At 72.4% G+C, this 14,115-nt stretch carries 11 protein-coding genes; 7 read left to right on the top strand and 4 right to left on the bottom strand.

The window, feature by feature from the left end; genetic code table 11:
- Window positions 1-5: 5 nt before the first annotated feature.
- The 5 genes from M1D56_RS13035 to M1D56_RS13015 are packed head-to-tail and all read left to right on the top strand — an operon-like array spanning window position 6 to window position 6,673.
- Window positions 6-1,364 (top strand): flavin monoamine oxidase family protein, encoded by a 1,359-nt coding sequence (locus tag M1D56_RS13035; RefSeq protein WP_456283784.1) that lies wholly within the window; start codon window positions 6-8, stop codon window positions 1,362-1,364.
- Window positions 1,361-2,236 carry a universal stress protein gene (locus M1D56_RS13030; RefSeq protein WP_271173665.1) on the top strand — a complete coding sequence of 292 codons (876 nt, stop codon included), beginning with the start codon at window positions 1,361-1,363 and terminating at the stop codon, window positions 2,234-2,236. The genes M1D56_RS13035 and M1D56_RS13030 overlap by 4 nt, the downstream gene beginning before the upstream one ends.
- 4 nt (window positions 2,237-2,240) lie before the next feature.
- On the top strand, window positions 2,241-3,788 hold the full coding sequence (locus M1D56_RS13025; RefSeq protein ID WP_421075400.1) for an APC family permease: 1,548 nt from the start codon (window positions 2,241-2,243) through the stop codon (window positions 3,786-3,788).
- Between the two features lie 37 nt (window positions 3,789-3,825).
- On the top strand, window positions 3,826-5,292 hold the full coding sequence (locus M1D56_RS13020; RefSeq protein WP_271173663.1) for an NAD-dependent succinate-semialdehyde dehydrogenase: 1,467 nt from the start codon (window positions 3,826-3,828) through the stop codon (window positions 5,290-5,292).
- Between the two features lie 19 nt (window positions 5,293-5,311).
- Complete coding sequence (locus M1D56_RS13015; protein WP_456283783.1) at window positions 5,312-6,673, top strand: NAD-dependent succinate-semialdehyde dehydrogenase; 1,362 nt, start codon at window positions 5,312-5,314, stop codon at window positions 6,671-6,673.
- Between the two features lie 119 nt (window positions 6,674-6,792).
- Here the strand turns inward: M1D56_RS13015 and M1D56_RS13010 are convergent, their stop codons facing one another.
- Complete coding sequence (locus tag M1D56_RS13010; protein WP_456283782.1) at window positions 6,793-8,493, bottom strand: amidase; 1,701 nt, start codon at window positions 8,491-8,493, stop codon at window positions 6,793-6,795.
- Window positions 8,493-9,530: an agmatine deiminase family protein gene (locus tag M1D56_RS13005; protein ID WP_271173660.1), complete on the bottom strand. Its 1,038-nt coding sequence runs from the start codon at window positions 9,528-9,530 to the stop codon at window positions 8,493-8,495. Before M1D56_RS13005 ends, M1D56_RS13010 begins: the two co-directional genes overlap by 1 nt.
- A gap of 64 nt (window positions 9,531-9,594) precedes the next feature.
- On the opposite strand from M1D56_RS13005, the gene M1D56_RS13000 reads away from it, so the two are divergent.
- Window positions 9,595-10,206, top strand: coding sequence for a TetR/AcrR family transcriptional regulator (locus M1D56_RS13000; protein WP_456283781.1), 612 nt, complete (start codon window positions 9,595-9,597; stop codon window positions 10,204-10,206).
- Between the two features lie 143 nt (window positions 10,207-10,349).
- Here M1D56_RS13000 and M1D56_RS12995 read toward each other — a convergent pair whose 3' ends face one another.
- Together M1D56_RS12995 and M1D56_RS12990 are read right to left on the bottom strand one after the other, a co-directional pair.
- Complete coding sequence (locus M1D56_RS12995; protein WP_456283780.1) at window positions 10,350-11,948, bottom strand: amidohydrolase; 1,599 nt, start codon at window positions 11,946-11,948, stop codon at window positions 10,350-10,352.
- On the bottom strand, window positions 11,948-13,189 hold the full coding sequence (locus tag M1D56_RS12990; RefSeq protein ID WP_456283779.1) for an MFS transporter: 1,242 nt from the start codon (window positions 13,187-13,189) through the stop codon (window positions 11,948-11,950). The genes M1D56_RS12995 and M1D56_RS12990 overlap by 1 nt, the downstream gene beginning before the upstream one ends.
- Before the next feature lie 186 nt (window positions 13,190-13,375).
- On the opposite strand from M1D56_RS12990, the gene M1D56_RS12985 reads away from it, so the two are divergent.
- Window positions 13,376-13,978: a TetR/AcrR family transcriptional regulator C-terminal domain-containing protein gene (locus M1D56_RS12985; protein ID WP_324014080.1), complete on the top strand. Its 603-nt coding sequence runs from the start codon at window positions 13,376-13,378 to the stop codon at window positions 13,976-13,978.
- The last annotated feature ends 137 nt before the right edge of the window (window positions 13,979-14,115 follow it).

Genomic DNA, 14,115 nt, shown 5'->3' with positions numbered 1-14,115 from the left:
ACGACATGACGGAGATCACACGCGACGTCGTCATCGTGGGCGCGGGAGCGGCCGGCACGACGGCGGCGAACGAGCTGAAGAAGGCCGGTCTGTCGGTCGCCGTGCTCGAGGCGCGCGACCGCGTCGGCGGCCGGCTGTGGACCGACGTCGTCGACGGGGCGATGCTCGAGATCGGCGGCCAGTGGGTGTCGCCCGACCAGGACGCGCTCAAGGAGACGATCGCCGAGCTCGGTCTCGAGACCTACAGCCGCTATCGCGAGGGCGAGAGCGTCTACGTCGACGCCCACGGCAAGCTCACCCGCTTCACGGGCGAGATCTTCCCCGTCGCGCCCGAGACCGAGAAGGTCATGGTCGAGCTCATCGAGAAGCTCGACCGCCTGACGGCCGAGATCGACCCCGCGCGCCCGTGGGAGCACCCCGACGCCGAGGCGCTCGACACGATCTCGTTCGAGGGCTGGCTCGCGCGCGAGACCGACGACCAGGAGGCGCGCGACAACATCGCGCTCTTCATCGCGGGCGCGATGCTCACCAAGCCCGCCCACGCGTTCTCGGCTCTGCAGGCCCTGCACATGGCGGCGAGCGCCGGGAGCTTCTCGAACCTCGTCGACGCCGACTTCATCCTCGACAAGCGCGTCGTGGGCGGCCTGCAGCAGGTGCCGCAGCTGCTCGCCGAGCGCCTCGGCGACGACGTGCACCTGAACGCGCCCGTCCGCACGCTCCGGTGGGGCGCCGACGGCGTGATCGCGGAGGCCGACGGCATCACCGTCCGCGCCAAGTACGCGATCCTCGCGCACGCGCCGGTCCTCTACGACCGCATCTCGTTCGTGCCCGCGCTCCCGCGCCGCCAGCACCAGCTGCACCAGCACCTGTCGATGGGCTTCGTCATCAAGGTGCACGCCGTCTACGACCGGCCGTTCTGGCGCGAGCAGGGGCTCTCGGCGACCGCCTTCAGCCCGTACGAGCTGTGCCACGAGGCGTACGACAACACCAACCACGGCGACGAGCGCGGCACCCTCGTGGGCTTCGTGTCCGACAAGAACGCCGACGGCGTGTTCGAGCTCTCGGCCGAGGAGCGCAAGGAGCGCATCCTCGAGTCGATCTCGCACTACTACGGCCCCGAGGCGAAGAACCCCGTCGTGTACTACGAGAGCGACTGGGGCTCCGAGGAGTGGACGCGCGGCGCGTACGCCGCGAGCTTCGACCTCGGCGGCCTGCACCGCTACGGCAAGGACCAGTCGGCGCCCGTCGGCCCGATCCACTTCGCCTGCAGCGACCTCGCGGGCCTCGGCTACCAGCACGTGGACGGCGCGATCCGCATGGGCCGCGTCGCCGCCGCCGACATCATCGAGCGGTCCCGCTCATGACCGCGGCGCTGGTCGTCGGCTACACCGCCACCCCCGCGGGCGCGGATGCCGTCGCGCTCGCGGGCCGTCTCGCCGCCGCGACCGGCGCGAGCGTCGAGATCGTCATGGTGCTGCCGTCCGAGGGCCGCAACGCACTGACGCCACCCGACGCGTCCTACGACGAGTACGTCCGCGCGCAGGCGCGCGAGTGGCTGCGCGACGCAGCCGCCTCGCTCCCCGAAGGGCTCGACCACCGTGCGCACGTGCGCACGGCCGAGTCCTTCGGGGAGGGCCTCCTCGCCGCCGCGCGCGAGTTCCGCGCGTCGCACATCGTCGTCGGCGCCGCCGACGGCGGCCTCCGCGGCCGCCACCGCCTCGGGTCCGTGGCGAACGAGCTGCTGCACTCGTCCGACATCCCCGTCGTCCTCGCGCCGGCGGGCTCCGTCGACGTGACGGCGCCCCTCGACCGCGTGACGGTCGCGATCGGCACCCGCCCGGGCGCCGACGTCCTCCTCGAGGACGCCGCAGCGCTCGCCGCGGCCGCTCGCGTGCCGCTGCGTCTCGTCTCGCTCGTCACCGTGGACCTCCCCGCGGGCGTCCAGACGTCCGCCATCCGCGTCGTCGGCGCCTCCCACGCCGATGCCGTCCTCGAGGCCGCGCGCGCCGAGCTCCCGGCCGATGTGCCCGTCGACGTCGTCGTCGCCGAGGGCGACTCGATCGAGGACGCCGTCACCCGCCTCGCCTGGCAGCCGGGCGAGGTCGTGTTCGTCGGCTCGAGCCGTCTCGCACGCCCCCGCTTCCTGTTCCTCGGCTCGACCGCGGCGAAGATGCTGCACGAGCTGCCCGTCCCGATGATCGTCGTCTCGCGCACCCGCGCGCCTGAAGAATCCTGAGCGCATGAGCCAGAACCCGCACACCGTCGTGTCTGATCCCGTCACCACCGGCATCTCGAGCAAGGGCCTGAGCGCCGGCACGCTCGGGCTCATCGGAGCCGTCGTCCTCGGCGTCTCCACCGTGGCGCCCGCCTACACGTTCACGGCCGCCATCGGCCCGACCGCGTCCGAGGTCGGCACGCAGGTGCCCGCGATCATCATCGTGGGCTTCATCCCGATGCTCCTCGTCGCCTTCGGCTACCGCGAGCTCAACCGCGTCATGCCCGACTCGGGCACCTCGTTCACGTGGGCGACGCGCGCCTTCGGCCCGTGGATCGGCTGGATGGCCGGGTGGGGCCTGATCGCCGCGACCATCCTCGTCCTGTCGAACCTCGCGGGCATCGCGGTCGACTTCCTCTTCCTTCTGATCAGCCAGATCACGGGCAACGCCGAGATCGCGGAGCTGACGCGGAACCCGTTCATCAACGTGGGTGTCTGCCTGCTGTTCGTGCTCGCGGCGACGTGGGTGTCGTACCGCGACCTGCAGACGTCGCAGCGCCTCCAGTACGTGCTCGTGGGCTTCCAGGTCGTCGTGCTCGTGGTGTTCGCGATCACGGCGATCACGCGCGCCGCGTCGGGTGACGCGTTCGACCCCACGCCGTTCGATCCGAACTGGTTCAACCCGTTCGCCGTCCCCTCGTTCAGCGCGGCCGTCGCCGGCCTGTCGCTGTCGATCTTCATCTTCTGGGGATGGGACCTCGTCCTCACGATGAACGAGGAGACGAAGAACCCCGAGAAGACCCCGGGCCGCGCCGCCACCGTCGTCGTGCTCGTGGTCGTGTTCCTGTACCTCATCCTCGGCATCGGCATGGTGATGTTCGCGGGCGTCGGCGACGGCGAGCTCGGCCTCGGCAACCCCGACATCCAGGAGAACGTGTTCTTCGCGCTGTCGAACCCGATCATGGGCTCGCTGGGCTTCCTCGTCTCGCTCGCGGTGCTCACGAGCTCGGCGTCGTCGCTGCAGGCCACGTTCGCGTCGCCCACCCGCACGATGCTCGCCATGGGCCACTACGGAGCGCTCCCGAAGAAGTTCGGCTCCGTGCACCCGCGGTTCTTCAGCCCGGGATACTCGACGATCGTCGCGGCGATCGTGACGAGCGTGTTCTACGCCGTCATGCGCTTCGTGAGCGAGAACACCCTGTGGGACACCATCCTCGCGCTCGGCATGCTCATCTGCTTCTACTACGGGCTGACCGCCTTCGCGTGCGTCTGGTACTTCCGCCGGCAGTGGTTCGACTCCGTGCGCAACGTCTTCTTCATGCTGCTGTTCCCGCTCGTCGGCGGGATCATCCTGGCCATCCTCTTCGTGACGACCCTCATCGACACGATGGACCCGGCCTACGGAAGCGGCTCTCAGATCGGCGGCATCGGCCTCGTCTTCATCCTCGGCATCGCCGTCATCGTCATCGGCATCGCGCTGATGCTGTGGCAGGCGGCGCGCGAGCCCGCGTTCTTCCGCGGCAGCGTGCTGACCATGGACGCACCGCCCAGCCTCCGCGGCACCCGCCGCTGAACCGACCTCACCGACCATCCACCCGGAAGGAACCGACATGACGAACGACCGCGAGAGCGCCCTGCTGGCCTCGGTGCCGACCCGTCTGTTCATCGGCGGCGAGTGGGTCGACGCCCCCGAGGGCGCGACCTTCGACGTCCACGACCCCTCGACGAACGAGGTGATCGCCCGCGTCGCGGACGCGACCGCCGAGGACGGCACCCGCGCCCTCGACGCCGCGGTCGCCGCGCAGGACGCCTGGGCGGCCACCGCGCCCCGCACGCGCAGCGACATCCTGCGCCGCGCCTGGGAGCTCGTGCAGGAGCGCAAGGAGGACATCGCCCTCCTCATGACGCTCGAGATGGGCAAGCCGCTCGCGGAGGCGCGCGGCGAGGTCGTCTACGGGGGCGAATTCCTGCGCTGGTTCAGCGAGGAGGCGGTGCGCATCACGGGCCGCTACGGCCTGAACCCGGAGGGCACCGGCCGGATGGTCGTGTCGCAGCGCCCCGTGGGCCCCTCGTTCTTCATCACCCCGTGGAACTTCCCGTTCGCGATGGCCACGCGCAAGATCGCCCCGGCGCTCGCCGCCGGCTGCACGGTCGTCATCAAGCCCCCGCAGCTCACGCCCCTCACGACGCTGTTCTTCACGCAGCTCCTCGTCGAGGCCGGCGTGCCCGCGGGCGTCGTGAACGTCGTCACGTCGGCGTCGTCGCGTCGCGTCTCGGCGCCGATCATCTCCGACCCGCGTCTGCGCAAGCTGTCGTTCACGGGTTCGACCGAGGTCGGCCGCCAGCTCATCGCGCAGGCCGCCGAGGGCGTGCTGCGCGTCTCGATGGAGCTCGGCGGCAACGCGCCGTTCGTCGTCTTCGAGGACGCCGATCTCGACAAGGCCGTGGAGGGCGCCCTCGCGGCGAAGTTCCGCAACATCGGGCAGGCGTGCACCGCGGCCAACCGCTTCATCGTGCACGAGTCCATCGCCGACGCCTTCGCGGCCAAGGTCACCGAGCGCGTCCAGGCGATGCGGATCGGCCGCGGCACCGAGGACGGCGTGGCCATCGGCCCGCTCATCGACGCCGACGCGGTCGCGAAGGCCGACGAGCTCGTGACGGACGCGACCGACCGCGGCGCCACGGTGCTCACGGGCGGCGAGAAGCTCGACGGACCCGGGACGTTCTACGCGCCCACGGTCCTCACCGGAGTCACCGCAGGCAGTGCCATCCTGCGCGAGGAGATCTTCGGACCCGTCCTCGCGATCGCGACCTTCGCCGACGAGGACGAGGCGGTCCGCCTCGCGAACGACACCGAGTACGGCCTCGTGTCGTACGTCTACACGCAGGACCTCGCCCGCGGCCACCGGATGATCGACCGCCTCGAGACCGGCATGATGGGTCTCAACGCCGGCGTCGTCTCGAACGCGGCCGCTCCGTTCGGCGGCGTCAAGCAGTCCGGCGTCGGACGCGAGGGCGGGCTCGAGGGCATCCACGAGTACCTGTCGACGAAGTACACCCTCATCCCCAACGACTGACCGCGACGAGAGGAACATCATGAGCGACTACGCCGTCGTCGATCCCGCAACGGGCGAGACCGTCGCCGAGTACGACACCTTCACGGACGCGCAGATCCAGGACGCGATCGCGCGCGCGAGCGAGGGAGCCCGCGCCTGGGCGGCGCTCTCCGTCGCCGACCGCGCCGCGGCCGTCCGCCGTGCCGCCGCCCTGCACCGCGAGCGCCGCGACGCCCTCGCCGCGACGATCGTGCGCGAGATGGGCAAGCCGCTCGAGGCCGCGCTCGGCGAGGTCGACTTCTCGGCCGACATCATCGAGTACTACGCCGACAACGCCGAGGCGATCACACGCGACCAGCCGATCGAGATCCTCGGCGAGGGGAGCGCGGTCATCCGCCGCGCCCCGCTCGGCGTGCTGTTCGGGATCATGCCGTGGAACTTCCCGACCTACCAGGTCGCGCGGTTCGCGGGCCCGAACCTCGTGATCGGGAACGCGATCATCCTCAAGCACGCCCCGCAGTGTCCCGAGTCGGCGGCCGCGCTCGAGGAGATCTTCCGCGACGCGGGCCTGCCCGAGGGGGCCTACGTCAACGTGTACGCGACGAACGAGCAGGCGGCGACGATCATCGCCGACCCGCGCGTCCAGGGCGTCTCGGTGACCGGCTCGGAGCGTGCGGGCTCCGCCGTCGCCGCGCTCGCGGGCCAGTACCTCAAGAAGGTGGCTCTCGAGCTCGGCGGGTCGGACCCGTTCATCGTGCTCTCGGCCGACGACCTCGACGCGGTCGTGCAGGCCGCCGTCGACGCGCGCCTCGACAACAACGGCCAGGCGTGCAACGGCGCCAAGCGGTTCATCGTCGTCGACGGCCTGTACGACGAGTTCCTGTCGAAGTTCTCCTCGGCCATGGAGGCCGCGAAGGTCGGCCACCCGCTCGAGGAGGACACGGTCCTCGGGCCGCTCTCGTCGCTCGCCGCCGCGGAGCGCCTGCAGGAGCAGATCGACCGCGCCGTCGAGCAGGGCGCGCGCCTCGTCGTGGGCGGCAAGCGCGACGGCGCGTACTTCCCCGGCACCGTGCTCACCGACGTGACGCCCGAGATGGACGTCTACCGCGAGGAGCTCTTCGGCCCCGCGGGCGTCGTGTACCGGGTCGCCGATGAGGACGAGGCCGTGCGTCTCGCGAACGACACCCCGTTCGGCCTCGGCTCGTACGTGTTCACGACCGACGCCGAGCAGGCGCAGCGCGTGGCCGACCGCATCGAGGCCGGCATGGTGTACATCAACATCGTGCTCGCCGACAGCGCCGAGCTGCCCTTCGGTGGCGTCAAGCGCAGCGGCACCTCGCGCGAGCTCGGCCTCCTCGCGGCCGACGAGTTCGTCAACAAGAAGCTCATCCGGGTGGGCTGAGCCGGGTCGGGCGGGCGGATCCGCCCCGGATCCGCCCCGCGGCTGCCGCCCCCGCCGGAAACGCGAGAGCCCCGGATGGCCACCACGGCCATCCGGGGCTCTCGCGCGTCGGCGCCGCGTCAGAGCGCGGGCGTCCGCGGCGGCATCGTGCGGCGCGCACCCGTCGCCTCGAACGCGGCGCCGAGCGCGAGGAGCGCCGCGTCGTCGTACGCGCGGCCGGCGAAGGTGAGGCCCACGGGCATCCCGATGTCCGACATCGTGCCCATCGGAACGGTCACGGTCGGCACGCCGAAGTGGCGGATGGCGAGGTTGCCGTTCGCGACCCACACGCCGTTGCGCCAGCCGAGGTCGGCGGACTCCGGGTTCACGTCCATGTCCGCGCGGCCGACGTCGGCCATCGCGGGGAAGACGACGGCGTCGAGCCCGTTGTCGTCCATCCACTGCTCGAGATCGACGCGGCGGGTCTCCTCGAGGCCGCGCACGCCGCCTTCGAGCTCGGGGATGTCCGTCATCGCCGCCACGGGATGCTCGCGGACGTGCGTGGGGTACGACGCGATGTCGTCGTCGAAGCCCGTGTAGCGGTCGGGCAGCGCGCCCGCGGGATGCGGGAAGATCTGCGCGCCGTCGATCACGTCGAGCGACGGGATGGCCGGATCTCCGTTCGCGCGCAGGAAGTCGTCCCACGCCCACGCGGACAGGTCGACGATCTCGCGGTGGAGGTAGGCGGGCGTGACGAGCCCGCGCGTCGTGATCTTCGGCGCACCGGGCCGGTCGCCCTCGTAGTTCGACACGAGCGGGAAGTCCACCTCCACGACGGTCGCGCCGGCCGCCTCGAGGTCGGCGCGTGCGGCCCGCCACAGCTCCATGACGGACTCGCGCGTGCTGATGCGGCGCCCGGTGGGGCCGCCGATGCCGGGGTCGTCTGAGGTGCCCGCGTCGGGATCGGCGTTGATGTACATGCGCGGCACGCCGAGGCGCTTGCCCCGCAGCGAGGCGCCGTCGGCGAGCGCCGGGTAGGAGGCGGGGCGGATGGCGGACGCCGCGGGGATCCGCACCCACGGCTGCACGCGCCAGAAGTCGCCGCGCGTCTCGGGGTCGTCGGCGACCACGACGTCGAGCACCGCGAGCAGGTCGGCCATCGTGCGCGTGTGCGGCACGACGACGTCCATGGTGGGCACGAGCGGCCAGTTGCCGCGCACCGAGATGACGCCGCGCGAGGGCGTGTACGCGCACAGCGCGTTGCACGATGCGGGCGCGCGCCCGCTCGACCACGTCTCCTCGCCGAGGCCGAACGCCGCGAAGCTCGCGGCGGTCGCCGTGCCCGACCCGTTCGACGAGCCCGACCCGAACGCCGACGTGAGGTACTCGGCGCTGTACGGGCTCTCAGCGCGGCCGTAGAGGCCGCGCTGCATGCCGCCGTTGGCCATCGGGGGCATGTTCGTGAGACCGAGGCAGATCGCGCCGGATGCGCGCAGCCGCTCGATCGTGAACGCGTCGCGCTGGGCGACGAGATCGGCGAAGGCCGGGCTGCCCGACGCGGCCGTGAGGCCCTTCACGAGGTAGCTGTCCTTGGCCGTGTACGGGATGCCGTCCAGCGGACCGAGGAGGCGGCCGGCCGCGCGACGGGCGTCGGACGCGCGTGCCTCGTCGCGGGCATCGGGGTTCCGCACGACGACCGCATTGAGCGCGGTCGCGGTGCCGGGGGCGTCGAAGGCGTCGATGCGGGCGAGGTAGGCCTCGACGAGCTCGACCGCGGTCGTGCGGCCCTGCGCGAGCGCCTGCTGGAGGTCGGCGATGGACGCCTCGAGCACGTCTATCATCAGAGCGCCCCCACCGACGGCTGCTGCTGCGTGATGCAGTGGATGCCGCCGCCGCGCGCGAAGATCTCGCGGGCGTCGACCGTCTTCACGGTGCGGCCCGGGTAGACCTCCGCGAGGATGTCGCGCGCGCGGCCATCCGCCTCGTCCTCGCCGAATCCGCACGCGATGACCCCGTCGTTCACGACGAGGTGGTTGACGTAGCTCCAGTCGACGAAGCCCTCATCGTCGCGCAGCGTCGCAGGCGCGGGCAGGTCGACGATCTCGAAGGCGCGGCCCGCCGCGTCGGTCTGCTGGGCGAGATGCGCGCGCAGCTCGCGCGTCACGGCGTGGTCGGGATGGTCGGGGTCGCGCTGATCGTGGAGCAGGAGGACGCCGGGGGAGGTCAGCGTCGCGACGATGTCGACGTGGCCGTTCGTGCCGAACTCGTCGTAGTCGCGCGTGAGTCCGCGCGGCAGCCAGACGACCTTCGCCGCGCCGATCGTGCGGGCGAACTCGGCCTCGACGCGCTCCTTGTCGGCGTACGGGTTGCGACGCGGGTCGAGCTGCACGGTCTCCGTCGCGAGCACGGTGCCCTCGCCGTCGACGTGGATGCCGCCGCCCTCGTTCACGAGCGCCGAGCTGACGATCTCCGCGCCCGCGGCGCGGCCCACGATGCGTCCGAGCTGCGCTGACAGGCGCCATTCCGCCCACGCGGGCGCGCCCCAGCCGTTGAAGGTCCAGTCGACGGCGCCGAGAGCCCCCGGGCGCGTGTCGTCGACGACGAAGGTCGGGCCGACGTCGCGCATCCAGAACTCGTCGAGGGGCGCCTCGAGGAGCTCGATGTGCGACGAGAGCATGCGCCGGGCGCGCGCGACCTCGCTCGGGTCGACGACCATCGTGACGGGCTCGAACTCGGCGACGGCGTGCGCGACCGCGCTCCACGCCGTGTAGCCGGCCTCGCGCTCGGCGTCGGTGTCGCCGAGGGTGAATCCCTCTCGGGGGAACGCCATCCAGGTGCGCTCGTGCCGATCCGTCTCTGCGGGCATCCGCCAGGTCATCATCGATCCTCTCGTGTATTGATCGTGTGATCAATAATCTGATTCTGGCGCTAGGGTGAGGGACATGTCAAGCGAAGCGGCGCCCCCTCGCCGACGTGCGCCGCGCCGCGCTCCCGCTGAGCGCCGCGCCGAGATCGCCGCGACGGCGCGCGCGATCGCCCTGGCCGATGGGCTGCATGCCGTGACGCTCCGCGCGATCGCCGCCCGGGCATCCGTGACCCCTGCGCTCGTGGCGCACTACGCGCCGGCCATGGAGGAGCTCGTCGCGACGACCTTCGCCGGCATCGTGGGCGACGAGCTCGCCGAGGTCGCCCAGCTCGTCGCGGGGGAGGCCCCGCGGGATGCGCTGCGCGCCCTCATCGAGACCCTCCTCGGTGGGACGCGCGACGACGTCACGGCGGTGTGGGTCGAGGCGTGGGCGCTCGGACGCCGCAGCGGTCCGCTCGCCGCAGCGGTGCGCGAGCAGATGGACGCGTGGGCGCGCCTGCTGCGCGAGGTGATCGAGGCGGGAGCGGCCGATGGGTCGTTCCGCGTCGAGGACCCGTCTGCAGCGGCCTGGCAGCTCCTCGGGATGATCGACGGCCTCAACGCGCAAGCTCTCGTGCGGTGGGGCGGCGCGGCAGAGCGCGCCGAGCTGCTGCTCCGCGCCGCCGAGGCCATGCTCGGCGTCCGCTGACCGACCCCGCGCGTCCCGCTCGCAACCCCGCGCGTCCCGCTCGCACGCCTGCACATCTCACCCGAAGGCATGCATGTCTCACTCGTCGCGGGAATGCCGAGGCGTATCCCGCGCCGAGTGAGACATGCAGAGAGGGTGGTGGGTCAGGCCTCGTATGCGATGCGGCCCGCGACGACGGTCGTGACGACGCGCGCGGAGAGCAGCGCCTCCGGCCCGGCGGCGAACGGGTCCGTGTCGAGCACCGCGAAGTCGGCCGCGGCTCCCGGCACGAGGCGCCCGCGCCATCCGCCGTCGCCGATCGACGCCGCCGTGTCGCGCGTCGCGTGGACGATCGAGCGGTCGAGCGGCAGCGCGAACTGCGGGTGCACGGCCGGCACCGACATGTCGAGCGCCGACGCGCGCGTCGTGGCGACGTACATGTTCGCGAGCGACGCGTGCGGCGCCGTCGGCGCGTCGGTCGAGAAGGCGAGGAGGGCACCCGCGTCCTCGTACTCGGGCCAGGCGAAAGCGCGCTCGACCCGCTCGTCGTCGAGCTGAGCCGCCCAGTTGGCGAAGATGGCGGGATCCGCGTGAACCGGCTGCATCGACGCCGTGACGCCGAGGCGCGCCATCCGCTCGGCCGTGCCGGGCGCCGCGTACTCGAGATGCTCGATGCGGTGGCGTCGCGGACGCTCCCCGTTCGCGGCGATCGCGTGCTCGATCGCGTCCAGTGCCATCGTGCTCGCGCGGTCGCCGATCGCGTGCATGGCGATCTGCAGTCCCGCGGCATCCGCCGCATCGACCACGGGCCCGAGCCGCTCGGCCGGCCAGATCGGCTCGGCGTTCGTGCCGTCGGCGTACGGATGGCCCATGGCCGCCGTGCACGCGTCGATCGTGCCGTCGAGGATGAGCTTGATGCCGATGACCCGAAGCCACGGCGACGCGGTCGCGGCAGCGAGCTCGGCGGCGCGGGCGACCTGCGCGACGTTCTCCGCATCGTCGCCCGTGTTCGTCACGAACCAGTGGGCGGCCACGCGGATCGGCAGCGTGCCGCCGCGCCGCTCAGCCGCGCGTCGGAACGCCTCGAGCCCGAAGTCGTCGAACGCCATGTCGACGACCCCGGTGACTCCGGTCGCGAGGTACGCCCCGATCACGCGCTCGACCGCGGCGTCGCGCTGCGCGTCGGTCGCCGTCGCGTCGCGATGCGCCCACGCGTACTGCACGGCCGCGGTCTCGTAGAGCAGCCCGGTCGGCTCGCCGTCGGCGTCGCGCTCGATGCGGCCGCCGATGGGGTCGGGCGTGTCCCGCGTGATGCCGAGCTCGGCGAGCGCCGCGGTGTTGACCCAGCACGAGTGGTAGTCGTTCGCGTCGAGGTACACGGGGATGTCGGCGACGGCCTCGTCGATCATCGCGGCGGTCGGCGCTCCGCCGGGGATCGCGTCGAAGAGCCACCCGCGCCCGCGCAGCACGCCGTCGGCACCCGGGCGCGCGTCGCGGAGCCGGCTCTGGATCTCACCGAGCGTGCGGGCGTCGGTCAGACCGACCTGCCCGAGCGCCTCGCCCGTCATGAGCAGGTGGGTGTGCGCGTCGGTGAATCCGGGCAGGACGAGGCGGCCGCCGAGGTCGACGGTCGCATCGGCGGCGGGCGCGCCGCTGGCGTCGCCGACGTACGCGATCGTGTCGCCGTCGACGACGAGCGCCTCGGCCCAGGCGGGCTCGTCGGCGGTGAAGATGCGGGCGCTGCGGTAGAGGGTGCGGGTCATCAGGCGTTCTCCGGGATGGCGGTGCGTGCGGCTCGCTCGAGCCGTGTGGACAGGAGCGCGATGGCGCCCGCGGGGACGGCGAGCACGACGCTCGCGACGGAGAGGGCGGTCGTGAAGCCCTGGTATCCGAGCGCGCCGACGAGGGCCGCGCCGATCACGGGCGTGAGCGCCGAGCCGACGAGGTAGACCGCGAGGAGCGGGCCCGACCAGCGGCCGTCCGCGTCGAGGGCCGCCGAGGTCGAGACGAAGTACATGAAGGCGATCGCGTAGATCGTGTTCCACGCGATGAAGACGACGATGAACGCGGTCTGGTCGGCCATGAAGCCCTCGGCGAACTTGAGGGCGGCGCCCGCGAGCAGCAGGGTCGCGAGCGGCACGGCGCGGCCGAGGCGGTCGCCGACGATCATGAGGAGGATCGAGCCGAGGAGCCCGCCCGCCGTCGCTCCGCTGAGCGCGATGCCGAGGCCCTCGGGAGTGAGACCCGCCTGCTCGGCGCCCATGACTCCGGCCATCGCCCACAGCGAGTCCTCGCTCGCGGCCCAGAGCGCGAACGTGACGAGCAGGGCGAAGCCGGCGATCGTGACGGTGCGCGAGCGCGGCACCGAAGTGCGCACCACGCCGGTGGGCGGGATCTCGATCGGCATGGCCTCGGCGACGGCGGCGCCGGCGTGCGGCTCGAGCACGGGCGCGGCCGGCAGCCAGAGCGACACCGCGAGCCCGATGAGGCAGAAGAGCGCGAGCGCGCCGAACACGTCGATCGGCGCGAGCCCGATGAGGGGGAGCACGGCGAGCACGACGGTGATGACGGCGCGGTTGGCGAGCCCGTTGAAGCCCGCGACGCGATCGGGGTTGCGGAACGCCGCGAGAGCGGCCCCCGAGGCGGCGACTGCGCCGCCCGCGCCGACGCCGCCGGCGAGGAGCCCCGGCAGGATGAGGGCCGGCACGACGGCGGCCGCGCCGAAGCCGAGGAGCCCGAGGGCGAGGCCGCCGCGGGCGACGGTGCGACGGTGCGCTCCCGCGCACAGCGGGGCGATGGCGAGGCCGGTCACGGCGGTCAGCAGGAGCGTCGCGGTGACGAGCCAGCTCGCCGCGAGGACGTCCATGCCGAGGCCCGACTGGGCCGCCGTGATCATGTACGGCGAGAGGTTGACGCCGAGGTAGCCGGCGATGCCGATCGCGAATGTCGCGGTCGCGGTGGGGAGCCGCAGGGGCACGCGGCTCGTCAGGTCGATGGTTGACATGGGGACTCCAGAGGGGGCACGGCGCTGTGCGCGGAAGCGGATGTGCGGGCCGGCATCGGGTGGTGCGGCTCGGCCGTTTAACGAATGGTGTTCGTCAACGAACGATGTTCGTTATTATGCAGGGAAGAGACGCCGCGCGAAACCCCCGGGCGGCGATCGTGCTCCGATCGGCGGAGAGGGGAGCGCATGGCCAGGCCGTCCACACCGCTGCTGTCGCCCGAGATCATCGGCGACGCGGGGCTCGCGCTGGCCCGGGCGGGAGAGCCGTTCGGCGTCAATGCGATCGCGCGCAGCCTCGGCGTGCGGCCCTCGTCGCTCTACAACCACGCCGATGGCGCGGACGCGATCCTCGAGCTCATGCGGGGGCGCCTCATCGCGTCGTACCGCGTGCAGCCGCAGGGCGTGCCGTGGGACGACTACGTGCTCGAGGTGCTGCGCGCCCAGCGCCGCATGTACGCCGACTACCCGGCTCTCGTCCCGCTGCTCGTCGACCGGACGATCACGAACCCCGACCTCATCGCGTCGTACGACGACCTCGCGACCGTGCTCGTGGAGGCGGGCTTCCCCGAGGACGAGGTCCTCACGATCATCGCCGTGATCGACGCCTTCGCGATCGGCTTCGGCCTCGATCTCGCGTCGCCCGACGAGGTCTGGCGCCCCGAGGGCGACACCCGCACCCTCGGGCGCCTTCTCGAGGGCGGCGTGCGCGGGGAGGCGCGCGCCGCGCGGTCCTTCGAGCTCGGCGCCGCCATCCTCATCGACTCCCTGCGCGCGCGCCTGCCGCGCTGACCCGCGCGCCTGCCGTGCTGATCGGCGCGACGCGCCCGGCCGTCGTCGTGCGGCCCCGCGCCGGTCGGCGGTCGTTCACCGATCGGTAACCTGACCCCACGACGATGGCGGCGCACCCGGCGACGCCACGGATGGAG

Source organism: Microbacterium sp. JZ101 (assembly GCF_053903175.1).
Note: the sequence above shows the minus strand (reverse complement) of the source record. Positions and strands in the feature narration are given on the sequence as shown.